General features: G+C 49.2%; 21 protein-coding genes and 1 pseudogene. 13 read left to right on the top strand and 9 right to left on the bottom strand.

Features of this window, described 5'->3' with window-relative positions; genetic code table 11:
- Positions 1-7: 7 nt before the first annotated feature.
- The 4 genes from VFA_RS12105 to VFA_RS12090 all read left to right on the top strand — a co-directional run bounded on the left by VFA_RS12105 (position 8) and on the right by VFA_RS12090 (position 5,404).
- Positions 8-967 carry a DUF4382 domain-containing protein gene (locus VFA_RS12105; RefSeq protein ID WP_004727118.1) on the top strand — a complete coding sequence of 320 codons (960 nt, stop codon included), beginning with the start codon at positions 8-10 and terminating at the stop codon, positions 965-967.
- 632 nt (positions 968-1,599) lie between these two features.
- The gene (locus tag VFA_RS12100; protein WP_004727117.1) at positions 1,600-2,808 is read left to right on the top strand and encodes a NupC/NupG family nucleoside CNT transporter; all 1,209 of its coding nucleotides are present in this window, start codon (positions 1,600-1,602) and stop codon (positions 2,806-2,808) included.
- 213 nt (positions 2,809-3,021) lie between these two features.
- Positions 3,022-4,257, top strand: coding sequence for a peptidase T (gene pepT / locus VFA_RS12095; protein ID WP_004727116.1), 1,236 nt, complete (start codon positions 3,022-3,024; stop codon positions 4,255-4,257).
- Between the two features lie 277 nt (positions 4,258-4,534).
- Positions 4,535-5,404 (top strand): mechanosensitive ion channel family protein, encoded by an 870-nt coding sequence (locus VFA_RS12090; RefSeq protein ID WP_004727115.1) that lies wholly within the window; start codon positions 4,535-4,537, stop codon positions 5,402-5,404.
- Positions 5,405-5,464: 60 nt separating this feature from the next.
- Here VFA_RS12090 and norR read toward each other — a convergent pair whose 3' ends face one another.
- Complete coding sequence (gene norR / locus VFA_RS12085; RefSeq protein WP_004727114.1) at positions 5,465-7,051, bottom strand: nitric oxide reductase transcriptional regulator NorR; 1,587 nt, start codon at positions 7,049-7,051, stop codon at positions 5,465-5,467.
- Between the two features lie 241 nt (positions 7,052-7,292).
- Between norR and hmpA the strand changes: the two genes are divergently transcribed.
- A complete protein-coding gene (gene hmpA, locus VFA_RS12080; protein ID WP_004727113.1) occupies positions 7,293-8,477 on the top strand; it encodes an NO-inducible flavohemoprotein in 1,185 nt (394 codons plus the stop codon).
- A 149-nt stretch (positions 8,478-8,626) separates the two neighbouring features.
- Here the strand turns inward: hmpA and VFA_RS12075 are convergent, their stop codons facing one another.
- The 3 genes from VFA_RS12075 to VFA_RS12065 all read right to left on the bottom strand — a co-directional run bounded on the left by VFA_RS12075 (position 8,627) and on the right by VFA_RS12065 (position 10,800).
- A complete protein-coding gene (locus VFA_RS12075; RefSeq protein WP_004727112.1) occupies positions 8,627-9,736 on the bottom strand; it encodes a GGDEF domain-containing protein in 1,110 nt (369 codons plus the stop codon).
- 197 nt (positions 9,737-9,933) lie between these two features.
- Positions 9,934-10,476 carry a YaeQ family protein gene (locus VFA_RS12070; RefSeq protein ID WP_004727111.1) on the bottom strand — a complete coding sequence of 181 codons (543 nt, stop codon included), beginning with the start codon at positions 10,474-10,476 and terminating at the stop codon, positions 9,934-9,936.
- Positions 10,477-10,590: 114 nt separating this feature from the next.
- Positions 10,591-10,800 carry a cold-shock protein gene (locus VFA_RS12065; RefSeq protein WP_004727110.1) on the bottom strand — a complete coding sequence of 70 codons (210 nt, stop codon included), beginning with the start codon at positions 10,798-10,800 and terminating at the stop codon, positions 10,591-10,593.
- A gap of 408 nt (positions 10,801-11,208) precedes the next feature.
- On the opposite strand from VFA_RS12065, the pseudogene VFA_RS12060 reads away from it, so the two are divergent.
- Positions 11,209-11,406 (top strand): annotated as a pseudogene (locus VFA_RS12060) (alternative ribosome-rescue factor A); the annotation flags it as partial.
- A gap of 165 nt (positions 11,407-11,571) precedes the next feature.
- Here VFA_RS12060 and VFA_RS12055 read toward each other — a convergent pair.
- A complete protein-coding gene (locus tag VFA_RS12055) occupies positions 11,572-12,735 on the bottom strand; it encodes a threonine/serine exporter family protein (protein WP_004727108.1) in 1,164 nt (387 codons plus the stop codon).
- Between the two features lie 491 nt (positions 12,736-13,226).
- Between VFA_RS12055 and VFA_RS12050 the strand changes: the two genes are divergently transcribed.
- From VFA_RS12050 to VFA_RS12030, 5 genes are all read left to right on the top strand, one after another.
- Positions 13,227-13,583: a hypothetical protein gene (locus VFA_RS12050; RefSeq protein ID WP_004727107.1), complete on the top strand. Its 357-nt coding sequence runs from the start codon at positions 13,227-13,229 to the stop codon at positions 13,581-13,583.
- Between the two features lie 185 nt (positions 13,584-13,768).
- The gene (locus VFA_RS12045) at positions 13,769-14,008 is read left to right on the top strand and encodes a hypothetical protein (RefSeq protein WP_004727106.1); all 240 of its coding nucleotides are present in this window, start codon (positions 13,769-13,771) and stop codon (positions 14,006-14,008) included.
- A 112-nt stretch (positions 14,009-14,120) separates the two neighbouring features.
- Positions 14,121-15,125, top strand: coding sequence for a response regulator (locus VFA_RS12040; protein ID WP_004727105.1), 1,005 nt, complete (start codon positions 14,121-14,123; stop codon positions 15,123-15,125).
- Positions 15,125-15,565 carry a PAS domain-containing protein gene (locus VFA_RS12035; RefSeq protein WP_004727104.1) on the top strand — a complete coding sequence of 147 codons (441 nt, stop codon included), beginning with the start codon at positions 15,125-15,127 and terminating at the stop codon, positions 15,563-15,565. Before VFA_RS12040 ends, VFA_RS12035 begins: the two co-directional genes overlap by 1 nt.
- 207 nt (positions 15,566-15,772) lie before the next feature.
- On the top strand, positions 15,773-16,945 hold the full coding sequence (locus VFA_RS12030; RefSeq protein ID WP_038151683.1) for an EAL domain-containing protein: 1,173 nt from the start codon (positions 15,773-15,775) through the stop codon (positions 16,943-16,945).
- Positions 16,946-17,002: 57 nt separating this feature from the next.
- Here VFA_RS12030 and VFA_RS12025 read toward each other — a convergent pair whose 3' ends face one another.
- Positions 17,003-20,575 (bottom strand): ATP-binding protein, encoded by a 3,573-nt coding sequence (locus tag VFA_RS12025; protein WP_004727102.1) that lies wholly within the window; start codon positions 20,573-20,575, stop codon positions 17,003-17,005.
- Between the two features lie 3 nt (positions 20,576-20,578).
- A complete protein-coding gene (locus VFA_RS12020) occupies positions 20,579-21,202 on the bottom strand; it encodes a response regulator transcription factor (protein ID WP_014257642.1) in 624 nt (207 codons plus the stop codon).
- Positions 21,203-21,780: 578 nt separating this feature from the next.
- On the opposite strand from VFA_RS12020, the gene VFA_RS12015 reads away from it, so the two are divergent.
- The gene (locus VFA_RS12015) at positions 21,781-22,455 is read left to right on the top strand and encodes a response regulator transcription factor (RefSeq protein ID WP_014257641.1); all 675 of its coding nucleotides are present in this window, start codon (positions 21,781-21,783) and stop codon (positions 22,453-22,455) included.
- A 216-nt stretch (positions 22,456-22,671) separates the two neighbouring features.
- Complete coding sequence (locus VFA_RS12010; protein WP_004727100.1) at positions 22,672-24,144, top strand: bifunctional ADP-dependent NAD(P)H-hydrate dehydratase/NAD(P)H-hydrate epimerase; 1,473 nt, start codon at positions 22,672-22,674, stop codon at positions 24,142-24,144.
- On the opposite strand, the gene VFA_RS12005 is transcribed toward VFA_RS12010, so the two are convergent.
- Positions 24,133-25,128 carry a 2-hydroxyacid dehydrogenase gene (locus VFA_RS12005; protein ID WP_004727099.1) on the bottom strand — a complete coding sequence of 332 codons (996 nt, stop codon included), beginning with the start codon at positions 25,126-25,128 and terminating at the stop codon, positions 24,133-24,135. The two genes, VFA_RS12010 and VFA_RS12005, sit on opposite strands and share 12 nt — an antisense overlap.
- Before the next feature lie 144 nt (positions 25,129-25,272).
- Positions 25,273-25,830: an outer membrane beta-barrel protein gene (locus VFA_RS12000; protein WP_038151681.1), complete on the bottom strand. Its 558-nt coding sequence runs from the start codon at positions 25,828-25,830 to the stop codon at positions 25,273-25,275.
- Positions 25,831-26,033 lie beyond the last annotated feature (203 nt).

Raw genomic sequence — 26,033 nt, 5'->3', positions numbered from 1 at the left:
TGTGAACATGAAAACTTTACCTTGGATGGCACTCAGCAGTGCCGCACTTCTCTTGGTCGGTTGTGGTGGCGGTGATGGCGACGCGTCCACACAGACGTCTAAAGTCTCTTTTTCGGTGTCGGATGCGCCAGTTGACAGCGCGAGTTCTGTCACGGTCGGCTTTACACAAGTCGAATTGGTGCAGTCTGACGGTTCGTCGATTTTCCTCGATGTGAATCCGTCGGATCCGAGCATGGATTATGAGCAGATTGACTTGATGGCGTATCAGGGAAGTGATGCTGCGCTGATTATCAGCGACCAGTCGATTCCGGTCGGGACGTATCAGAACCTGATTTTGCATGTCAGTACCGAATCGAACGTCAATTTTGTGGTGGATGGTGATGGCACGCAGGCGCTCAAACAGCCGAGCAACAAGCTGCGTTTGGGTAGCTTTACCGTCAGCAACGAATCGACGCAGGCATTTACCATCGAGTTTGACCTCCGCTATGCGCTGGTGATGCGCGGGAACAGCGGGTCGAGCAATGGCTACATTCTCAAACCTCATGGCGTATCGATTCTGAGCAACAGCGATGTCGCCAGCTTGTCTGGTACGGTGGACCAAACCCTGTTTACTGAAGGCACGGGCTGCACCGTGGATACTGGCAATTACGTGTATTTGTATGAAGGCAGCGTCGCGGCGTCAACGTTGGGCGACTTGGTGGATGAAAGCGATGCGAGTTTTGACACGGATGTGCCGGTGCCCGATGGCGTGGTGACGCCGTATGCCTCCACTGCGGTGGGGGATGATGGCAGTTATGCGTTTGGTTACCTGCCACTGGGCGATTACACCGTGGCTTTTACGTGCAACGGGGATGACGATGATCCGGTGCAGTACGATGGGTTAACGCTGCCACTACCAGCAGACCAAGTTGCGGAAGTGACGTTGTCGAGCGGTGCGGAAACCGTGGATTTCTCCCCGGTGATCTAAGCGCTGAGACCGAAGTGCTTACATTGAGGCGCGTAAGTTGAGTCGCTAAAAGTGGGGCACTTAAATTAGAGTGCAGGCGTGATGCCGACATATAAAAACGCCTCAAGGACCTGAAGACAGATCACAAGAGGCAATGACGTTGTTAGCGTTTTAGTATCTAAGGGATTTAGAGAGACTCCGATAAGCGTAGACGCGATCAGCCAGACTGCAAATGTCCGTGCGGCGATCGCGTCTTTTTTATTCACTTCTGGAAGCAAGGTGGCACTTCGGTGGTATCACGCGACGTGATGGGTTCTCCCATTACTTAATTTGTTGATCGATTGTTCATACATTGAACGCTTGAACGTTTGCGTTAAAAAATGTGATGAAGTTCTATTTTCGATCGCTATACTTTCCGCCCGGCTATGAGCCGGTGCTCAGCCAATACAAGCCGTCACATGGAACTGTGAATGACCCCACGGACCGGACCAGCTACGATCCATCCAACGCTTGTATAAGGTGATCTCTCTATGAACACACTGTTCACACTTCACGGTGCGCTGTCTGCTGACCGTGCCGATGACGTGCATGTTTCCTCCTTTACCAAGTTTTTGGTTTTTCCTTTTATTACAAACTTTTAACTGGGTAAAACAATGACAATTTTATTTGGATTCATCGGTGTCCTGGTGCTGGTGCTGTGCGCTTTCGCACTGTCTGAAAGCCGTCAATCAATCAATTGGAAAACCGTCTCGCGCGCATTGTTGCTGCAAGTGGGTTTTGCCGCACTGGTGCTCTATTTCCCTTGGGGGCAAAGCGCGCTGGCATCGCTAAGTAGCGGCGTATCAAGCTTGCTGGGCTTTGCTGATGAGGGCATTAGCTTCCTGTTCGGTGACCTTGCCAATTCAGGCTTCATCTTTGCCATTCGCGTGTTGCCAATCATCATTTTCTTCAGCGCGCTGATTTCAGCCCTGTACTATCTGGGCATCATGCAAAAGGTGATTGAGTTCATCGGTGGCGGCATTCAAAAGTTCCTTGGCACCAGTAAAGCGGAATCGCTGGTGGCCACCGGGAATATTTTCTTGTCACAGGGCGAATCGCCTCTGTTGGTACGTCCATTCTTGTCACGCATGACGCGCTCTGAACTGTTTGCGGTGATGGCTGGCGGGATGGCATCAGTCGCCGGCAGCGTGCTGGGTGGCTACGCCGGTTTAGGGGTTGATTTGAAATACCTGATTGCGGCGAGCTTTATGGCGGCGCCGGGTAGTTTGATGATGGCAAAAATCATCGTGCCGGAGCGCGATACACCCGTCGATCAAAGCGACATCGAAATGGACAGTGCGAACGATAGCAACGTGATTGACGCGTTGGCGAGCGGTGCCATGAACGGGATGAAAGTGGCGGTGGCTGTGGGCACGATGCTGATCGCGTTTGTCAGCGTGATTGCCATGGTGAACACAGGCTTAGAAAGTTTGGGCGAAGTGCTGGGCTTTAGCGGTATCACGCTACAAGCGCTGTTTGGTTACCTGTTCTCACCACTGGCGTGGGTAATTGGTGTGCCAAGCAGTGATGTGTTGCTGGCGGGGTCTTACATTGGCCAGAAAATTGTCATGAACGAGTTCGTGGCCTTCATTGACTTTGTCGACCACCGCGCACTGTTGACCGAGCACTCGCAAGTGATTGTGACCTTTGCGCTGTGCGGGTTCGCCAACATTGGTTCGATCGCGATTCAGTTGGGTTCCATTGGGGTGATTGCACCAGAGCGCCGCTCCGAAGTGGCGAATCTGGGCATCAAAGCGGTGCTGGCAGGCACCCTTGCCAACCTGATGAGCGCTTGCTTGGCAGGCATCTTTATCTCGCTGTAATACTGACACGCCCTGCTCATTTGTGAGTAGGGCGTTTCTCTTTTTAATCCACCAAAAACTGATTTATAGCAAATCATCACTCTGAAGAATCCGTACTATGGATTGCAATTGACTGCGTATCTCTGTTTCGGCGTCTTGCCAACAGGGATAGACCGCGTTTTCTTTCAGTTGAGGAGAAGCTCAACTGCGTTTTGACAGACAGTGAGACTTGCTATGGATAATCTTGTTGGGCGCTTTTTGCGCTACGTAACCTACGACACTCAATCGAAGCCGAAAAACCACCACTGCCCAAGTTCGACGGGGCAGAAGGTCTTTGCTCAAGCACTGCATGATGAGCTGCTGGAACTCGGCTTGAGCGACGTCAGTGTGGACGAACATGGTTATGTCATGGCGAAACTGCCGTCCAATGTGAATTACGCGGTGCCGCCGATCGGCTTTATTTCACACATGGACACCGCACCCGATGCCTCAGGCAAGAATGTAAAGCCTCAGATCGTTGAAGATTATCAGGGCGGCGACATTGCGCTGGGCAAAGGCGATGAAGTGCTGTCTCCGATTCAATACCCGGATCTGCACCAACTGCACGGCCACAACCTTATCACCACCGATGGCAACACCTTACTGGGCGCAGATGACAAAGCCGGCATTGCGGAAATCATGACTGCTGTTGAGATGTTGATTGCGGATCCGTCGATCCCGCATGGCGACATCTGTATTGCCTTTACACCGGATGAAGAGATTGGCCGCGGCGCGAATCATTTTGATGTGAAAAAATTTGGCGCGCAGTGGGCTTACACCGTTGATGGTGGCCCTGTGGGAGAGCTGGAATACGAAAACTTCCACGCCGCCAGCGCAGAAGTGATCTGCCATGGGGTGAACGTTCACCCGGGCACGGCCAAAGGCAAGATGGTCAATGCGATGCACATCGCCGCGCGTTTTGCCCTGATGATGCCGGAAGAAGAGACACCGGAATGCACTGATGGCTACGAAGGGTTCTACCATCTGAAATCGGCCAAAATGGGTGTGGCGAAGACGCAACTGGATTACCTGATCCGCGATTTTGAGCGCGACGGCTTGCAAGCGCGCAAAGCATTCCTGCAAAAAACCGTTGATGAGTTGAATCGTCAGCTGAAAAAAGGCCATGTTGAGCTGGTGATCAATGACAACTACGCCAACATGAAAGAGATGATTGAACCGCATCCGCACATCATCGAGCTGGCGAAATCTGCGATGGAAGCGTGCGATGTTCAACCGCTGATCAAACCGATTCGTGGCGGCACCGATGGTGCGCGTCTGTCGTTCATGGGCTTGCCATGTCCGAACCTCTTTACCGGTGGCTACAATTTCCACGGTATCCATGAGTTCATCACCATCGAAGGCATGGAACAGGCCGTACAAGTGATCGTGAAATTGGCGGAGCAGACTGCGCGCCATTATCACAACGCCTAATTCACCGCCATCTTCGAGTTTGATTCAACGCCGCTGTGCTCACGCATGGCGGCTTTTTTGTGCCAATGACATTCTGGCGCAAGCGGCTCGCCCGTGGGTGTACACAACTTAGGCGGCAGAGGCAGAAACTTTTGACAGGGCGCATAGAACGAGCAGCCTGTACCGACACTCCCTCGATGCTTGGTTACAATGTCGCACATTTGACTGAATCACAGCGTTTCATCATCCGCAGAGATGAATAGGCAAGTTGCTGTACATGACGAAGTAGGAGAGGGTAATGGAGAAGCTCAACGCGGTCATCGATTATCTGCTAACGCATAAACTGATTTTTACCTTATTGATATTGCTGTTTGCGGTGATGATGCGTCGCATGGTGCTGTCTCAGATCCGTGGTGACGCGGCGTTTTTAACCGAGCATCAGCGTAAATGGATGTCGAGCACCAAAAACGGCACGTTTGCGGCCACCTTGTTGGTCATGTTTGTCCTGTGGCAGCCAGAGATCAGCCAGTTCGCCTTATCGGTTACGGCGATTGCGGTCGCCATTGTGGTTGCATCAAAAGAGATCATTTTGTGTTTTACCGGCTCGATTCAGCGTGCCAGTTCGCGTTCATTTCGCATTGGCGATTGGATTGAAGTGGGCAAACTCAGTGGTGAAGTGATTGAACACAATATGATGGCGACGGTGATTCAAGAGATTGACCTGCAACACGGCCAGTACCACTACACCGGCAAAACGGCGACGCTGCCCAACAGCATGTTTTTCACTTATCCGGTCAAAAATCTCAACTTCATGAAGCGTTACGTATTCCATAACTTTCATGTTGTGGTGCCCGAGTTTGTGAATCTATACCCGTTGTTGCCGGTGATGCATGAACGTATTGAAGAGCACTTTTCGCACTTTATCGATGTCGCGCGCCGTTACAACAGCATGATTGAAAAGCACGCGGGCGTCGATTTGCCGAACGCTGAACCGCACATCGAGATCTCCAGCGCGCCAGCGGGCGAGCAGATTGTGCATTTTATGATTTTCTGTCCGACGGAGCGTGCCACGCATTTGGAACAACTGATTCGCTGCGCGTTTATGGAAGAGTACGAGAAGGCGTTTCCGCGTCAGCCGGTGGTGGCCGAATCATCCGCAGCGGCGTAAGTTCGACACGCTGATCGCTTAAAGGGATAACCGCCGTTATCCCTTTTTTGTGCGCGCGAGTTAACGGGGTTCAATCTTGTGGGTTTTGGTGACGTTGATGCCCAAGCGTTTTGCCAAGCGTGTTAAATTGGCTCGGTCGACTTGCAGCAATCGCCCGGCTTTCGCCCAGTTGAATTCGGCTTGCGTCAGCGCTTCACTGACAAGGCGGCGCTGAAAGTCATCGGTGGCGTCACGTAACCCTTTCGACAAATCAATCACCGGCTCAGTTTGGGCAGATGGCACCGCTTTGGCGGGGGTGTGTGCATCACCTTCCAACACGCCAATGTCTTCGGCGCTCACGGTGATGAGCGTTTGCATCGGGTGCTTGGCACGTGCTTTCAAAGCCGCGCGGTTGATGACATGTTCCAACTCTCGCACGTTGCCCGGCCACGTGTAGTAAATCAGATGACTCAGCGCTTGCTGATGAATCTTCAGTTGCACGATGCCCAGTTTGCGCCGCGCGACTTCTAGAAAGTAGCCCGCCAGCAACGTCACGTCGCCATTACGCTCGCGCAGGGGTGGCACGTGAATCGGGTAGACACTGAGGCGGTGATACAGATCGGCGCGAAAGCGTCCGGCGTCGACTTCTTGTTTTAAATCGCGGTTGGTGGCAGCCAGAATTCGCACATTGATGGTTTGGACCTGATCCTGACCCACAGGTTGAATTTCGTTGTTTTGCAGCGCCCGCAAAATTTTGCTTTGCGCCGCCAGTGGCAGTTCGCCAATTTCATCCAAAAACAGCGTGCCGCCATCGGCCAAGGCAAACTTACCCAAGCGATTGCGATCCGCGCCGGTAAAGGCGCCTTTCACGTGGCCAAACAGTTCGCTTTCCACCAGATTCTCGGGAATTGCGGCGCAGTTGACGTAGATCAGCGGCTGACGTTTGCGGGGAGAGAGATGATGAATCGTGCGGGCAACCAGCTCTTTCCCCACGCCTGTTTCACCGTGGATCAGAATATTAAAATTCGATGGCGCCACCACTTCCAAGTCTGCTTTCATCACTTGCATGGCCTCACTGGAGCCGATGATTTCGCCGCCATCTCGCACCCATGCCTCTTCATTGAGCTCTTCCAGGCGTTGCTGCGTTTGCTTGGCTTGCGTTTCTAACTGAGAAAACGTCAGCGCCATTTTGAGGGTGGAGGCCGCGATGGCCGCGAGCACTTCTAAGCTGCGCAATGGAATGTGCTCAAACGCATTGGGCATAAGGCTATCGAGCGTGAGCACGCCCAATAGCTTGTCACCGAAGATCAAGGGTAATCCCATACACGAGTGCATCGGCAGGTCATCATCGTGATCCAACAACAGGCCATCAAACGGGTCGGGCAGTGGGCTGTCTGCGTCAAAGCGCACCGGCGTGGTGGAGGCGCAGATTTGATCAAGGCGCGGGTGTTCGTGAATCAAAAAGCGACGGCCAAGCGTATCCCGCGTGAGCCCTTGCATGGCCAGTGGCACCAAGGTGTCGCCTTGCAGGGACATCAGCGCCACGCAATCGCACTGAATGGTTTTTCGTACCGCATCGAGCAGGCGGTTGAAACGGTCTTCATCATTGAGCCCGCTCGCCAAACCAATGGTCATGTCGACTAAGGTTGAAATAGAGAAATCTTGCATCGTTGCGTCCAACTGTTCGTTTTAGATAGTTTAGTGTCAAAGTGACCTGATTGAAAAGGGTTAATTTGACACGAATAAAGAGGTGGGAATTTATATAAATTAATTAAAATCAATAAGATAGTTTTTATGCTTGTTGGTACGGATAGTGCAATGTCAGATTGAGAAAGTCATGCTTGACCTCAAACAGAGTGGCTGTAGCCACCTTTAATACCATTATCCGAGAGTGAGGAGATTTGGATTTATGCTCAACAACCACACGATTGCTGTAATTAAAAGTACCATTCCATTGCTGGAGTCGGCCGGTCCGGCTCTGACACAGCATTTTTATCAGCGTATGTTTCACCACAATCCGGAACTGAAAGACATCTTCAATATGACGCACCAGAAAACGGGGCGTCAAAGTGTCGCGCTGTTTGAAGCGATTGCTGCGTACGCCAAACATATTGAAAATTTGGCGGCATTAACCGCAGCGGTAGAGCGAATCGCGCACAAACACACCAGTTTTAACATTCAGCCAGAGCATTACCAAATCGTGGGGCATCACCTGATTGAAACCCTACGTGAGCTGGCTCCCGAAGCGTTTACACGCGAGGTTGAAGAGGCGTGGACGGCGGCGTATCTGTTTCTCGCCCAAGTGTTTATCGACCGTGAAGGGGAGTTGTATTTGCAACGCAAACACGCGGTGGGTGGTTGGGCTAACGCACGTGAATTTATCGTGGCCGACAAACGCGTGGAATCTGAGTTAGTCACCAGTTTCATGCTGGTGCCGAAAGATGGTCAGCCGGTGCTGGACTACCAACCGGGGCAGTACATCGGGATAGAGGTGACACCGACGGACAGCGCATACAAAGAGATTCGTCAGTACTCACTGTCGCAGGCCGCAAATGGCAAGGATTACCGCATTTCAGTGAAACGCGAAGGCGTAGGCCGTGAGGTGGAAGGGCTGGTATCGAACTATCTGCACGATCATGTGCAGACGGGTGACAGCGTATTTTTATACGCACCCGCGGGGGATTTCTTCTACGTTGAACGTGAGCGGCCTGTGGTGTTGATCTCCGCTGGTGTAGGCGCAACGCCCGTACAAGCGATGCTACAAACGCTGGCGCAGGGCGATAAGCCGTCTGTGACGTATTTGCATGCTTGCAATTCTCCTGCGCAACATTCGTTTGTGGATGAAACGGCGACCCTGATTGCAGCCCAAAAGTGGCAGCAGCACGTTTGGTACCTCGACGGTCAACGGGGAGAATCGCGCCGGGGTGCGATGGATCTCAACGCCGTGGATTTACCGCTGGCCGAGGCCGATTTTTACCTATGTGGTCCATTGGCGTTCATGGAAAGCATTGTTAAACAACTGATGTCCTTGGGCGTGAGTGGCGAGCGTATACACTACGAAGTGTTTGGCCCCCACGCTACGCTTAATGCTTAATGCTTAAGGTCGATTGTCATTTCCAGCGCGTCATTCAATACCAACGACTCAAGCGATGAAAAAGGCCCGTATGGGCCTTTTGTGCTCGTGACGTCTGTGTGATGCGCGCTCGGTAGGACCTGCTGGCAGGTTAACGCTTGAGGAAAGCGTTAACCTTGGTGTGGAACGCCGTTATGTTCCATCTCTTCACGCGGGATGCTTTTGTGTTGGATATCTTCGTATTGGAGCATCGACACAATGCGGTTTTTGCCTTCCGATTTGGCGCTATAAAGCGCTTTGTCGACTTTACGTAATGTGGCTTCGTAGTCCCCGAGATCATGGTGCGCCAAACCAATACTGATGGACACGGCGGCCTGAATTCCAAACGGAGTGGCGGCTACTTTGGCGCGTGCTTGCTCCGTTAAACGATAGATGTCCTCATCACTGCCCTCAGTCAACAATACGATGAATTCTTCGCCGCCCCAACGTCCCACGATGCCAATATTGGCAAAGGATTGCTTCAGCACATCGGCGATGCCTTTGAGCACGCCATCGCCTGCGACATGACCGAACTGGTCGTTAACCAACTTAAAGTTGTCGACATCAATCATCGCCACATGAAATGGACGCGTGCTGTGAGCAATGCGTCTTTCGATGTAATGACGGTTGAAGACGCCTGTGAGTGAATCGGTCATCGCGAGCTTTTCCAGCTTGAGATTCGCTTCATTCATTTTGCGATACGCGTGCAGACGGCTGGCCTCAAAATACCAAATGATGAGCGCCAACGTTATCCAGACCACCACCAGATTAATGTAACTGGCAACGTTGTCTTCGACGGGTTGCCAGGTCTGCATGTTGGAGAGTATCAAGCCATTAAAGACGGCAAACTGGACAGCAATAAACAGCAGCGAGATTTTGCGGGGCAATAAAGCAATGGCGACCACGGGCGTGATGAGGCCAAAAATCAATGCGTATTCTCGGTTGCCCTCATCAAACATGTAGAAATGGGTCAGTAGGGCGATCACGCAGGTGAGTATGAAGGCGGACGTACGCGTTTTGCGTTTGACGAACAACAGGTATTGACTGAGGCACACCACCGCAAACGTGACCAGGTGGGCATAGATCAAAGGGGGATAGAAGTCGATCACGGTGTTGTAGAACAGAAAGAAGACGTTGTTTGCTGCGAGCAGTAACGCTGATGCGCAATTGAGATAGATACGCCGATACTGTTCATCATCGTGGGTTAATTGAAGATTTTGGTTGATAAGCCGTGCAATCATTTGGAGTCCCAAAGCCGGGGAAACTGACTTTTATGGATCAACAACTGAGTGACATATTGCTGATCTGTTTATTTTGAAGACTAATTTTTGCGCCTTATGTTGCCGGAAAATCATCACTATCGCTAGTGATGATCGTTCCGGCCATTCCAAAAGTTTGATGTCTGCGAAACAATGACCGAACAGAAAACAGTGACCGTTTAGTCCGGTAGCGATTGCAGTAGGTCGAAGTTGATCTCGTGGCTCTCTAAATCACCTTCCACAAACAGCGTGTGACCTGTCACCATGACTGACAGGTCCACGGTGCGTTTAGGATGTTGCGCCATGGCGCTGATCGCTTCTGGATCGAAACGAACAATCTCGGCCTTGAGGTAGCCAAGCTTGCCTTTGTTTTGTTGCCACCAGATGTCTGAGCGATTTTGATAGGTGTACACTTTCACGGTGTCAGCGAGACGGGTGGCTTTTTTCACTCGCTCCACATCCGGTTCACCCAATTCAATCCACAGTTCATGATGACCGGATAAATCCTGTTGCCAGATATCGGGTTCGTTGGCGGTGGAAATGCCTTTTGTAAACTGCAATTGCGGATGGGCATTCAGGCAGTAGGCCAATACGCGTGCCATCATGCGTTCTTCAGTCTCCGAAGGATGCAGGGCAACGGTCAGGTTAAGTGTATCGTAATGATCACGGTTCATGTCCGTCAGAGCGATACGGAATTTATAAATGGTTGGTTTCAATGCCATGAATACGGCTCACGCTAAAACTGAGAAGAAAAAGTAGGAGTTGGAACCGAAAAAGGATGGCCCAATAACGAAAATAGCCAGCTATAAGCTGGCTATTAAAATTCGGAAAGTCAATTACAGAAGTTTGATGCTTTCTGCTTGAGGACCTTTTTGGCCTTGAGTGATTACGAACTCAACTTTTTGACCTTCAGCAAGAGTACGGAAACCGTCGCCTTGGATTGCGCTGAAGTGAGCAAAAACGTCAGGACCATTTTCTTGTTTGATGAAACCGAAGCCTTTAGTTTCGTTGAACCATTTAACGGTACCAGTAACTGGAGTTGACATAGTGTGTATCCTAAAAAATATATTTAAATATGTGGCCGATTACGGCGCGGATAGCGTGGAAAAGTAGATTGCTATTGCGTACGACACGACGGGAGTTACAAGTAATCCAACGAATGTGTATACAAAGAACTTCATTTCTAGCTGCTAATGAGTCTAGAGCAATCCGTAGGGTTGTCAATCGAATCTTGACTTCACTCGAAAAGCTTTTTTGGATTTTGTGCAAATTTTTGCTCCATGCTCCATTTCTATGTAATTAAGCATGTACTCAGTATTAAAAATGGTGCTCGGTGAGACGGCTGAACCATTGACACGCCAATAATTCAGCGCAAAATATGCATCGGAATAATCTCATCCAACGACAGTGTCACCAACGGTGTCATCTGTAGTCAAACCAATCTAAAGGAGGCCATGATGAGCCAGTCATCAAAGACGTCTCGTGACAACCCGGTGATGGACACCGAGTTTGGTCGAGGCACGATTAAAGATAACGCCTTGAAAGCGGTTGTCACCAGTCAACTGTTCAAGCAACGCGTTGAGAAAGCGAAAAAAGGTAAAGGTAGTTTCAGCCGTAAAATGAAACATAGAGGCAAAGAGCCCTATTCAAAAGCTGCTTAATAGTGACTTTCGACTAGGGCTCTTTCTTTCATTGTGTGGCTGAAACGTGTGGTTGAAACGCAGCGACCAAAGAGGCAGCCGATGACCGCCATAGGCGAACGATCGGTGTTCACGTTCGGCAATATCCACGTTCGGCAATATCCACGTTCGGTAATATCAACGTTCGACTTTGGGTGAATAAATCGAATAGGCGGTGACTTGGCCCGCCACAATTGCCGAGAACATAAACAGGGCTGACAGGCCAATGCTTGGGATCGGCAGAATCGATTGTTCAAACACCGACTGACTGGCGCTGATCAAGACGCGGCTGCCCGGTACCAAAATGATGATCCCCTGCACGATATAGATGGAGCCAGTGAGCTCCATTTTCTTTGCCAGCCATGTGCCATACAGCGTAATCAACACCGTCGTGACCCAAGTCCCAACCACCCAGCCAGCATCAAAACCGAGATAAAACGGCCCCCACATCCCCAGTACGGCCACGGGTAAACCGAGCAAAATGTCTTTGGGACGCGCATTAAACAACACACCAATCGACACGGAGAGTAAGAAGAGGCCACAGATGTGCAATGCCAATGGCACTTCGTTGCGATAGGTGGTTGCGGGGGCTTGTCCCCAAATCGCTTCACCGATATTTAAGCCAATCACAATACCGACAAACAGCTTAATCAGCGTTAAGGCACTCTGGCCAAATAAGCTGGTGCCTGAAACCAAGTCGTTAAAGGCCAAACACTCCAAGGAGTTCGCAATGGACAAGCCGGGCACAAACAAGATCACGGCGGCCACGCACAGCGCCCACACCGGGATGGGTAAGCCTGTGCTGGCTAAAAACGCGACTAAGATGCCTGTGATGAGCGCGGCCACAAATTCAACCGCGATGGCACGTCTTGAATGGCACACCAACTGACTGACCCACACCAGCAAGCCCAACACCACTGAAATCATCACTGCTTCTAAGGTGCTACCGACCAGCATCAAGTAGGCGGGCGGAATGCCCATGTTGGCCAGCGCGATAATCCATTTTGAATAGCCGATGGGCTCAGGAACCGGCTCGTGACTGGGTTGGTTGATGCGAATGATGGTATTGGCCAGCAAGCTTAAATTAATGGATGCGGGTTTGAGTCGCTTCATCACCACCGTGTTGTTGTCATCGGGAAACTGATAGTTGATGGTGGTTGGCGTGGCTTGAATCATGACATCCACGCCATGTTTTTGGGCATAAAATTGAGTGTATTTCTCGACTTTGTAAGGGGCGCATCCGCTGCGGTGGAGTGTGTCGCCAATCTCAACAATTTTGTTGATTCGATACTGTGACGGCATGAAGTCATTATGGGGTTAACGTTCGGTGGCGCAAACGTATCAGAGTGTTCGAATGAAGACGAGAAATCGCGTGCTGTTCGATTCATCAATAGGTGAGAAGTGTGATGGACTCAACTGTTATGGTGTTTTACCACGCACGGTTTGCAGGCGGCGTGCCCACTGAGTTTTTCCATTTTTGCAATCTGAAGTTTTTCTTCGAGCGCAAACTGTGCCTTTGTCACAATTTGAAAACATTAATCATAAAAAATTTGTGGTTAATTTTTTGTTTCAAAATGTCAAGTTTTGCAAATCATTAGTCCCGAAGTGACTGGTAAATCGATAAGTGGAGTTTGGTTTGTTTTAACGTCTATTTAACAAACACTTCGTCTCAACATTCTGTTTATTTTTTGTTGCTTTTTTGACCTTGAAATAATTATTTGATGCGAGAAAATAGACAAAAAGTGAGATTCCAAATTTGAAAGGATGCTTTCTGTAACTAAGGTAGGCAGATTATGAAACTGTTATTAATCATGATGGCATCAGTCTCGGCAGGGGTCGCCTCCGCTGAACATTTCCACTCTTTCATGCTTGGCTTGTCCGTTGCCGCCTTGGCGGTTGGTAGCTGTTACTGGTTTGCCTTCCGCAGCACGCGATTTCCTGAACTGGCCGTTTTTCTGCTGGTTTGTGGCCTGTTAGCCAAAGTAGGTGTGACGGTCCTAGGCGTGGCTTGGGGGCTCTCTGCACAACTGATTACGTCGCCCATTATTTTTGCGCTGTCGTATTTGTTCTTCTCGATTGTGGTGAGCTACTTGTGGTTCAGCTATCGAGACAGCATCACGGTGGTGCCAAAACCTACATTGCATCATTAATCCGATCGCATCAATCAATCATTAAAAAGAGGCCGCAAGGCCTCTTTTTTACGTCGTTCATCTAGGGCTGGCAACCGGGGCATAGCGTGCAACCCTTGGCGCTTTCTTCGACTATAGTTCTACAGTCAGCGTCCGCGTTTATTTATACACTCTCTTTGATGTAGTAAATAAAGGACGATGAACGCATGGAAACCGCACTGTTTTTGATTGAAAAAGGCCTGCTGATTGGCGGCATTTTGTTTGTGCTCACTGGCATTACTCAGTACGGGAGACGCAGTCACGACTGGAAAGGTGTGGCGACGATGTTTTATAAACGCATTCCCATGACGATTGCTGAATACAAATGGTATCGACTGGGCATTGCGATGATGGTGTGTGCCTTCGTGCTGAGAATCATTCTGCTGATGATTTGGCCAAATTACTAGCAAGTAGGAATCATCCTATTTATCAATAATTAAGCGCTGTATTCTAGCCTCTCTCACGAAATTAGGTATACACTTTAGGGTAAACCCAAAATGAGAACGAGAAGGTGATGATATGTCGTATTCAGTACTCATCTGCGATGACTCGGCGTTGGCCCGAAAGCAGATGGCACGCTCTCTTCCTGCATCGTTAAATGCAGAGATCACCTTTGCTGTGCATGGCTTGGAAGCGCTGAGCACCCTTGAACAGCAAGACTTCCAGCTCATGTTCCTTGATTTGACGATGCCAGAACTCGATGGGTTTGGTACGTTGGAAGCGATGCGTGACAAAGGCCATACCACGCCAGTGGTGGTGGTTTCTGGCGATATCCAACCCAAAGCCAAAGAACGGGTGATGGCGCTGGGGGCCAAAGCCTTCATTCAAAAACCGATCAATAAAGATGACCTCAATGCGGTTATTCGTACGTTGGTCGAGCCTGCCGCTCAGCCGCGTATTGTGACCCCGGTATCCATCGAGCTGCCAATTTTGCGTCGCCGCGACATCTACATGGAAGTGGCGAACGTGTCGATTGGTCGTGCGGCTGATGCGCTGGCGCGTCATTTTGATGTGTTTGTGCAATTGCCCCTGCCCAACGTCAATATCTTTGAAGTGAGCGAATTACACATGGCATTGCGTGATTTGGCCGATAACGTTCACGTCTCGGGGGTGTGTCAGGGGTTTAGCGGCGAAGGGATTGCGGGAGAGGCGTTAGTGCTGCTCACAGACTCCAGCGTTGCAGATTTGAAGAAACTGATGAAAGTCCCAACCGACAGTGAAGAGTTGGAAGAGCTTGAGCTTTTGATGGATGTGTCCAACATTTTGGTCGGCTCGTTCCTGAACGGGTTGGGCGAACAAGCCGAAGTGCGTTTTTTCCAAAGTTCACCCGTGTTGCTTGGGCAGCACATTCCGATTGATTCGGTGATTCAGTCAACAGCAGGCTCGTTTAAGAAAACCATGACGTTTGAAGTCAGCTACAACATCGAAGGCACGTCTATTCGCTGTGATCTATTGTTTATGTTTGTCGACGAATCGCTGCCACTGCTGGACAGTAAACTTGCGTACCTGATGGAGGATTTCTGATGTTGTCGCTTCCTGCAGAATTTGAACAGTTCCACTGGATGGTGGACATGGTACAAAACGTCGATATGGGCTTGATCGTGCTTGATCGTGACTACAACGTGCAAGTGTGGAACGGGTTTATGACCCACCATAGCGGCAAGTTAGCGCACGAAGCCATTGGTCAGTCGTTGTTCACCTTGTTCCCTGAAATTCATCAAGAGTGGTTCAAACTCAAAACCAAACCCGTTTATGATTTGGGGTGCCGTAGCTTTATCACCTGGCAGCAGCGTCCTTACCTCTTTAAGTGTCGCAATGTGCGCCCCGTGACGCAGCAAGCGGAATTTATGTATCAAAACATCACACTGAACCCAATGCGCACGCCAACGGGCAAAGTAAACTCACTGTTTTTATCGATTCAGGACGCCACCGCAGAAGCGCTGGTCGTGAAGCAATCTCAATAACACCCAACGAGCGTCGTCATGCTGAACGTGAACTCATGTTCACATGACGTCTTTTCACTATTTCTTGTTCGTGGATAAGGACATTGGTGGATAAGAAAAATCCTACACAGCGCTAGGAAGGTGAGAAGTCGCCCTCAGTCGGAGCTGATAACGTTAGCGTGAACCGCGCAGTATTCTGTGGCTACCTGTACAACTAGGAATACAACTATGCATGCGCTCATTGTGGGTAGGCGAACTGACGATAATCTCGGGTTGGGACGAAAGCTCAAAGAAATTGGCATTTTCCGATCCGTGGTGATCGAAGAAGAGCATAACGCTTTGGACAGAATACTGTCTGACGGGAAAATCTACACCCTATTTATTGATTTACTTGCCGAAACAGCGGAAGGGTTATCATTTTTACGCAAAATCAATAAGTACAATTGCACGTTAAAATGCGTGTACAACATTGGTGAATCGCGAGAAGCCTTGTGCAGTTCTATCGCCAGTTTTGTTTCCCTGCTTGACTTCAGTTTTTCTGGCGATATCAGTGTCCATTCCCCGCTGAAACAGATCAAAGATAAAATTATCAACGGCGCCGTTGGTAAAACGGTTTATAACCAAAGCACGAAGGAAATCTATTTTACGTTGGAAGAGTTGAGAGCGGCATTGCTCAACGGCGACTTCGTGTATCACTATCAACCGCAATACAATATCAACACTGGCAGTTTGATTGGTTTGGAAGCGTTGGCGCGCTGGAACAACCACAAAAGTGGCGTACTCAGTGCCGCATTATTCATGGATGACATCATCAACAATGATTTATTGGATGATTTCTTTGAGAGTATTTTTGCCCATGGGCTGGCGTTTCAAAAAAGCTTGATGGAACTCGGGAAGCTGATTCAAGTGTCGTATAACATCGATATTCGTCAGCTATTGAACGAGAATTTCGCGACGACGGTGATCCAGAAAATCAACGCCTATACGTTAGATTACAGCTGCGTCACGCTCGAATTGACGGAAACGTCGGATGTGATTGAATCGCCGCTCGTGATGGAAAATATTATTCGCCTCGCGAACGCAGGCATTAAATTGTCCATTGATGATTTCGGCGTGTCCCATTCATCGCTGAGTCGCTTATTGAGTTTTCCATTTTCCGAGATAAAACTGGATGCTAAATTTATCCGCAGTATCCACGACAACCCAAACAGTAAATTGGCGATCAACAGTGTGCTCTCACTGGCCAACGACATGCATTTGAGTTTGGTGGTCGAAGGCGTGGAAGATATCAGCCATGTCAACCTCATGAAAGACATCGGCTGCAGTTTAGCGCAAGGTTTTTATTATTCGAAACCCAAAGGTTCAAGCGACATATTAAACGTATTATGCCAGAGTGAATAACGATGATGATTGCAATATAAGTGCGGTGGCTTAATCGCGATATAAGCCACCACATTTTTATTTCTCTTTAGCTAACGCATCCATCAATTCAACCATTCGATTGACGGCCATTTGCACATCGTGATGAACGATGTCCCCCTCAGTTTTCACCAACTGTTCTAGTTGTTTGCAGGCGCTTGCAAGATCGTGTTCGCTGATGATTTTGGCGGCACCACACACTTTGTGAGCAATATCGCCCAGCGTTTGATAATCATGATTTGCCAATGATGTCAGCAGGCGTTGCTTGTCGTTCACGTTCTCTTTTACCACTTCGTTGACAATCCGTTGGCGAATGTCGTCACCTAAAGCACTGTCATTGAGTGTGGGCGAGGCGGGGACTTGCTTGGCTATTTTAGCGAGCGCTTCTTTTAAGTCGTTGATGATGAGTGGCTTAAAGAGGCAATCATTCATGCCGGCATCTAAACAGCGCTGCCGCTGTTCGAGCTGAGCATTGGCGGTAAAACCAATGATATGTGTGTGATAGCGCTCTGACTGGGCTTCGGCTTGGCGTATTTTTTGGGTTAATTGATAGCCGTTAATTCCGGGCATGTTGCAGTCCGTGATCACAATTTCAATTTCCGGTTGTGCTTTCCACTTTTGAAAACCTTGAAAGCCATTGTCAGCGACGATCACTTGATAGCCAATGAATTTGAGTTGCTCGCCAAGCAATAATCGGTTTGCGGCATGATCGTCGACGATCAATACTTTTTTCGAGATCAGGTGGGTTTGTGGCGCCAAATTCGGCAATGAGGCAGTGACCTTGGCCACTTCAGGCTCCAGCACGGGCAATAGGAGCGACACCTCAATTTGCGTGCCAACCCCCACTTCACTGCATAGCGCAATCGTGCCACCCATCATGTTACATAAGGACTGAACAATCGACAGCCCCAGGCCTGCGCCCCGTCTGTCCACATCGCTGTGCACTTGTACAAAAGGTGCAAACAAGCGTTGCTGCGCCTCCTCGCTGATGCCAGTGCCCGTGTCTTTCACCACAAAGCTATAGCGTTCGGCGATGGAGCCTTGTTGTTCTGGTTCTGTGAACGTTGTCTCGCTAGGTCCATGATTGGTGACGGTCACGGTGACGCCACCTTGATCGGTAAACTTAATTGCATTGCTCAGTAAGTTGGAGAGGATTTGTTTGAGCCGTGTGGGGTCAACATACACATCTTGGGTGATGGTCGGGTCGATATGCACGTCGAGCTGAATGTACTTTTGGCGCGCCAATCCATCAAAGACACGCGTAATTGATTCCACCAGATCCCGCAGGTTGACTCGCTGAGGGGCAATGCTGATATGGCCTGATTCGATGCGAACAATATCCAAAATATCGCCAATTAACACCTGAAGATTATGTGCAGAGTCGTAAGCGACTTCCAACGCGGGCACATCGAAATGGCCTTGATGGGATTTCTTAATCGCAATCTCTAGTAAACCAATGATGGCATTCATCGGCGTGTGGATTTCGTGGCTCATGGTCGCCAAGAAGGTGGTTTTTGCTTTGCTGGCTTGCGTGAGCTGTTCGATAAGGTCACGGCGATCGCTGACGTCGATCCAGCCACAAATCACCCCAAGGCAATGTCCAGCCGTGTCTTTATACGGTTCAATCCAGTGATAAATGCTCAGCTCAGTGCCTGCAACATGCAAGGTTCGGTCAACAAGAATCGGCTCTCCGGTTCGAATGACTTGCTGATAATCCGATTCAAACTTGACGGCTTCTTGTAAGTTCTTCTTCACTTCTTGTGGCGTTTTGCCAATGGCCGAAGCTCGGTCGAGGCCGAACACTTGATAGTATTGGCTGTTGCAAGTGACCAGTTTGAGTTGATTGTCTCTGACGTAGATTGGATGCGGAATGCCATTAATCAGCGATTGCATGAATTGTAACTGCGCGCTGAGTGAGTTCTCGGCGGCCTGTCGCTCTTTCACTTGTTGGGCGAGGCGTCGATTCCAAAATGTGGAAATGATGCCTAAAGACAGTAGAAATGCGGCAATGAGATAAATTTGGCTCTGATAGTCGCGCCAACTTTGAGAGCTAAAATAAGCGTTGTTCCACCATTTATTGGCAATAATTGACAGCTCATCGGGGGAGAGCGTCATGATGGATTTTTCTACGATGGACTTTAACGGGTGATTGGCCATCGAGACCGCAAAGCTGACATTGATCGACGGGTAGACGATATCGACGATCTTGAGTTTCTTGTCATAAAGTCGATTCACATAGTATTGCGCGACTTTCTGTTGTGTAATCGTGCCATCCGCGCCTGCGCTATTGAGTACTCGCATCGAATCTAGCGTGTTATCCGCAATCATGATGTTGATGCCTGGATAATCGCGCTTGATTTTCTCGATGATGATATTGCCCTTATCCAAGACAAGGGTCCTTCCCTCTAAGTCAGACATGCGACTTATGGCACTTCTATGCCGCGTCACCAACACCAAATTGGATTGCATAAACGGACGCGTAAACAGCATGTCCTTCCCCCGACTCTCACTGGGCGTGAGGATGGTGAGATCGGACTCGCCGTTGATGATCTGTTGATTGGCTTCGGACACGGAGTCGGCCATGGTGACGTTGAAACTCAAACCCGTTCGGTAGCTAATGATGCTCAAAATGTCTTTGGAGACACCTTGGAAATTTTGGTTTTGGTCGAGGAATGAGAGCGGCGCAATGGTGTCGACGGTGACGAAGTTAATGACCGGATTTTCCTTGATCCATTGCTTTTCTTCGGCGGTCAGTGAAATGGGGTCGTTGTACAAGTAGCTGCTTGAGCCCGCGCTCCAGCGCTTAAGAATGCTTCGATTCTGGTTTTTCGTGACGTGATCCAACGCGATATTGATGGCATCCCCCAACAGTGCATCTGACGTTCGGTAGGCAAATCCAAACCCGGTGGGTGCCATCTCAATGAATCGATGGGGCTTAATCCCATTGAGAAGCTGCTGGTTGATCGAGTAGTTCGTGGTGACCAGATCGCCCAAGAAGTAATCGACCTCATTAAACGCTAATGCGCTCAGCGCGGCGTTGATGGACGGGTAGAATTTCCATGCCACGTTGGGGTAGAGCGTGGTGAGAAACTCTTTCGGCAAATAGTCATTGGCGACACTGATCGATTGCTGATCGATGTCATCGCTGTTGGAAAACGTGAGGCGATGATCTTTGGTAAAAAACGCGGAGCGGTCGGGAACGTAATGATGAGTGAGAGAGAACGGCTGCTGATGCACTTCAAATGCGTTGGCGCCGGCAATCAAGTCGATCTCCCCAGTGTTGAGGGCTTGGATGGCTTGCTCTCGGTTGGGATACACTCTGACCGTCGCTTTCACCTCGAGCATGCTTGCGATCAAGGCTAAGTAGTCGGCCGTAATGCCTTCAAAATCGACGCCGCTGGTGGTGATGTCAAAAGGAGCATGGTCAGGGTTTGACGTGCCTAAAACGATTTCGTTTTTTTGCCGTAGCCAATCGCGCTGCTCCTTGGTCAATGGGATAGACTGTACTCGATTTTCTTCACGACCGTACAATTTGAGTTCTTGATAGTGCTCGTTGGCATAAACGAGATGGCCAGAGAATAAGACAATGAGAAAAACGAGTATTTTTTTCATAAATTAAACGACACCGTTCCTTTTGGCGAACTCAATTAACTCCAGTAGCGAACTACTCCCTAGTTTTTCCATTAGACGGGTTTTATACGTGCTAATGGTTTTATTGCTGAGGATCATTTTGTCAGCAATTTCTTTGTTTGTGAGGCCTTGGGACAATTGCTGTAATACCATCATTTCTCGGTCAGACAAGAGTTTCAGCATTTCACTTTCTTGACCAGAAAGGGCTGCATTTTGATGGTGAAATGAGGCGACCGGGAAATAACTATGGCCGGATAAGATCGCGCGACTGGCGTCGATAATGTTTGTGATATCTTCACTTTTCGAGACAAAACCCGATGCCCCCATATGTAAACAGCGTGTTGCGAAGTGTTCGCTGGGTTGTGTGGTCAGCACCAAGATCTTGGGAATGGGTTGTAGCTTTCTTAAACGGTTCATGACTTCCATGCCATCAAGCTGTGGAATGCCAATGTCCAAAATCACCAAGTCAAAGCGCTCCGTATGGGCCATTTTAACCGCGTCAACCCCGTTGGTTGCTTCACGAATGTCCTCATACCCTGCCGATTCTAAGAGTATTTTGACAGCCATTCTGATTGCTGGGTGATCATCAACAATTAATATATTTTTCATATGTAATCTCTTTGAGATAACGAATTTTTTGTGGATAAGTTAAATACTGTGTCTTTGGATACAATTTGGGGCGTATCTATTCACGAAAAAATTGAAAAATATGATGTTTCGTTCGCAATTTATCTCTATTCCTATTGGTTGTTATGTTGGGTGTCGTGTTTACGATTTATTATTATTTATATAATCTTTGCTAAAATGTTAAAAATGTGTTTATTTTGAATCCGTTTTTTATGCTCACAATACTATTATTTAAGTAAATGAATTTTAGCCATCACTCAGCTGAATTCGTTGCTGTTAAATTTATGCCGTGAATGATTAGCTGTGATAATCGTTTTGATCATATACATGCTCAAATAAAAGATAAACCATTCCCAGTGATAGGCGGGACAATTCTTCCCTGTTTATCGGAAATTTCCTACAAGGGCGTCATGTGTAACAAGGTAAAATAGAAGAAAGGTGGTTTCGTTCACCTCAAGTAAAATATGAATGAAATGATGAGTTGATATTGGAATAGACGTTAGTCATTAAAAATCATCATGTCATGACTATTTTTAATGCCGCTTATTTTGAAGTTTTAAATGTTTTCAAACAAACGAATATTGATCATCAATGACGATGAGGCGTTAACCGAAGCGATAGTCATGGGGCTAGAAATGGTTGGGTGTGAATGTTTAACTCACGTCAACTGCCGCCCTCAGACGGATGCTTGGGTCGATGCAGACTTAGTGATCTGGAAAATGAACAGCACCAAGGATTTGCCACTCATCGCTCGGATGATGGCATGTAAGCGACTACCGCTTGTTGTGCTGGGAATTAATTTTAGCACGGGTGAAAAAGTCCGAACTTTGGATGCCGGAGCAATCGACTTTGTTGATATACCTTGTTCCGGTTTAGAATTATTGGCGCGCATTCGAGCCCATATTCGAAAGTTCTATCCGCTAAAAAGTAAAATGACCACCTTAATATGTCCTGGAATTCCAATTACATTAAATCGTGTCTCTTGGGAAACGATTTATCACGGTAAGGAATACCGATTATCTACCAAAGAATTTGATCTCTTGTATTTTCTGCTAGAAAACTCTGGCCGCGTGTGTTCAAAAGATGAAATTTTACGAAATGTTTGGGGTTATTCCGAGTCCATGAAAACGAGAACGCTGGATACCCATATATTTCGTCTTCGAGAGCGATTCCCTGATGTGAGTATCAAAACGGTTCGCGGGATTGGCTATTGCTTAAAGGCGAACACGCTCTAACGCATTATTTTTTCCGATTTCATGCGCAGCCGTTTCTTGTTGCCCCGTTTCATTCGATATTGCCCTCTACATTATTTCGTTCGACTGATGATGTAGAGGCACGATGTTTTCTATCTATTTCCGCATGGATTGTTGCACAAATATGGTTTGCAAATCATTGATGCGCCATTTTTGGTATAAACTATAAGTTTAGATTTATACAGGGACAGGTTCCAAATGCCACTACCACGTCTTTTTTATACCGCGCAACAAGTCAAACAAGGTGAAGTGATGGCCGCCAAAGCCAAAGGGCTGGAGATGTTCAGCTTGATGGAGCGGGCGGGGCAAGCGGTGTTTACCGTGGCGTACGCTCAGTACCCGGCAACGCACCACTGGCTGGTGTGTTGCGGAGGCGGTAATAATGGTGGCGATGGGTATATTGTGGCTTGCCTGGCGCGCTCACTTGGCGTGCAAGTCACGGTATGGCAAATGGGTGACCCAGAGCAACTCAAGGGCGATGCGCTTTCGGCCTATTACCATTGGTTGGATCACGGCGGCGATGTTTACCCCATCGATGATAGGGTGCCGGATGATGTAGATTTGGTCATTGATGGCTTGCTGGGGACGGGGTTATCGGGCACGGTTCGTGAGCCAATGCAGCAACTCATCGACACGCTCAACCGCTGTTCTGCGCCGATCGTCGCCATCGACATTCCTTCGGGCTTATGTGCCAACACCGGTGCAGTGTTGGGGTCGGCCATTCATGCTCAGCACACGGTCAGCTTCATTGGTTTAAAACAAGGTTTGGTGACGGGCAAAGCGCGCAATTACGTCGGTGAGTTGCATTTCGCGGGCCTTGGAGTGGAAGAGAGTTTTAGCCAGCAGAATGCGCCGACGGTTCAGTCGCTGGATCCCAAAGCGATCAAACACCTGCTGCCGAAACGGGAACCCTGTTCGCACAAGGGCAGCCATGGCAAAGCGGTGATTGTCGGGGGAAACGAAGGCATGGGCGGTGCGATTATTCTGGCAGCTCAAGCCTGTGCACGCGTTGGCAGTGGTTTAACGGCAAGCTTGATGCACCCGAGCAATACCACGCCGCTGCTGTCGGTTTGCCCTGAAATCATGGCCGCGGGGTGGAGCAATGAATCGTTGATCGAGGAGCGCCTCTTGTGGTGTGACGTGGTGGCGATTGGTCCTGGGCTTGGCCGCAACGACACCGCACGTCAAATCATGCACAAAGTGCAAAACCAAACCAAGCCGAAAGTGATGGATGCGGATGCGCTGCACTTTCTGGCGCAGTCTGCCAATTTTGATCACCAACGCATTATCACCCCGCATCCGGCAGAAGCGGCTAAGTTGCTCGACACCAAAGTGGCGCACATTGAAGCCGACCGGTATAGCGCGGTTAAAGCGTTGCAGAAGAAATATGGCGGCGTGGTGGTCTTGAAAGGTGCAGGGACGTTGGTGTGTGACGGCAAAGAAATATTTGTCTGTCTGGCGGGCAATCCGGGCATGGCAACGGGCGGCATGGGGGATGTGTTGACCGGCATTATTGTGTCGTTGTTGGCTCAGGGCCTGAACGTGTTTGAGGCGGCAAAAATGGGCGTTCTGATCCACAGTTTAGCGGCCGATCAGAACGCGAAAGCCTTTGGCGAGCGAGGCTTGCTCGCCAGTGACTTACTGCACCATCTGCGCAGTTTAGTTAACTAATTCGTTTCCAGATTTGGTGCCTTGCTCAAACGCCAGCACGTTGTTAAGCGTGGTTTGTGCGATATTGTGCAGGGCATCTTCTGTCAAAAACGCCTGATGGCCGGTAAACAGCACGTTATGGCAGGCGGACAGTCGGCGGAACACGTCATCCACAATCACATCGTTCGACTTGTCTTGGAAGAACAGATCTTTTTCGTTGTCGTACACGTCTAAGCCCAGCGCGCCAATACGGCCACGTTTGAGCGCTTCAATGGCTGCAACTGAATCAAGCAATTCGCCACGGCTGGTATTGATGATCATCACACCATCCTTCATTTGAGCGAACGCTTGCTCATCCAGCAGGTGGTAGTTTTCTTTGGTCATTGGGCAGTGCAGCGTAATGATGTCGCTGTTTGCATACAGCTCCGGCAATTGAACGTATTTCGCGCCGATTTCAATGGCCAATGGGTTTTCATACGGGTCAAAGCAGAGAATGTTCATGCCAAGGCCTTTGAGGATACGCATCGCTGCAATGCCAATCTTGCCTGAACCAATCACACCCACGGTTTTGCCATAGAAGTTAAAGCCCACTAAGCCTTCTAACGAGAAGTTGGCCTCACGTGTGCGCTGATACGCCTTGTGGTAACGGCGGTTCAGACACATCATCAACCCGACCGCGTGCTCTGCCACCGCTTCTGGTGAATACGCCGGTACGCGAACCACCTGCATGCCAATGCGTTTTGCGGCGTCTAAATCCACTTTATCAAAGCCCGCGCAGCGCATAGCGATCAGGCGAGTGCCCCCTTGATACAGTTCTTCCAACACGGTCGCACTCAAATCGTCGTTCACAAACGCACACACCACCTTGCTGCCTTTGGCCATTTTGGCGGTTTTTTTGGTCAGACGAAAGTCGTGGAATTGCAGCGTAAAAGTGTTTTTATCGACGATTTTTTTGAATGAGGCTTCGTCGTATGTTTTTGCGCTGAAGAAAGCGATATCGATCATAGCAGTCTCCTTAATTAAGACCTGACTTGAAGTAATTATCGCTATAGTTAAACGGATGGTGAGAAAAATAAACCCTAACTTTTGTATGTGAACAAAGGCTGGGCGTAAGCCGCTTACCGTTTGTTCACATTGCGGCAAAAATCGTTACATTCGAAAACGAGCGCCCAAACTGAAGGCGGTGCTGGAGTAACCTTTGTCGAGATCTTGATAGGTCACTTCCGCATTGAATTCGAGATTTGGATTGAAAGCGGATTGTACGCGCGCCCCGGCACTCAGGTATGGATTCACCCCAGAATGCGTTGAGGTTGTGCTGGGCGAAGACGAGACGTTCGTCTCTTCGAGTTGGGTATAAGAGACGCCGCCACGCGCATACACGGTAGCAAACTGCATGATCGGCGCTTCTACACGAACACCCCCATAGAAACTGTCGTATTGGGTCTCGATGTCATTTCCGTTGCCGTCGTTGAGCTTGGCTTTGCTTGAGAGCGTGCCGGTATACCCCAAATCCGCACCCAAGAATGTGGAGAAGTAATAGCTGTATCCTACGGTCGTGGTAAAGACTTGATCGCTGCTGTGACCGTTGTCGAGCGTGCTGTACCCGGCATCGACGCTAAACTGATGTTGGCCGTTAGTGGCGGCAATTGTTGGCATTGCGGCACACAATGCGGCCAACGTGATCCCTGTTATCCCTAGTTTTTTCATTCTCGTTCTCCACTGCCATGAAATGAAGTGAGCCAAACCGGTGTTTGGCATTGCCACACGGCAAAGTTGCAGGCAACAGTAAAACCTTAGCAATATTCGAACCGATTCTATGATTCTCTTGAGAGAAAGAAAAAAATGTGTGATCCACAAAGAAATTGCAGGGAAGAACACTTAGGATTGAACAAAAATTAGCCTATGGAAGT

The organism is Vibrio furnissii CIP 102972, from assembly GCF_000176175.1.
GTDB classification, from domain to species: Bacteria; Pseudomonadota; Gammaproteobacteria; order Enterobacterales; family Vibrionaceae; genus Vibrio; species Vibrio furnissii.
This window is presented reverse-complemented; position numbering and strand designations above follow the sequence as displayed.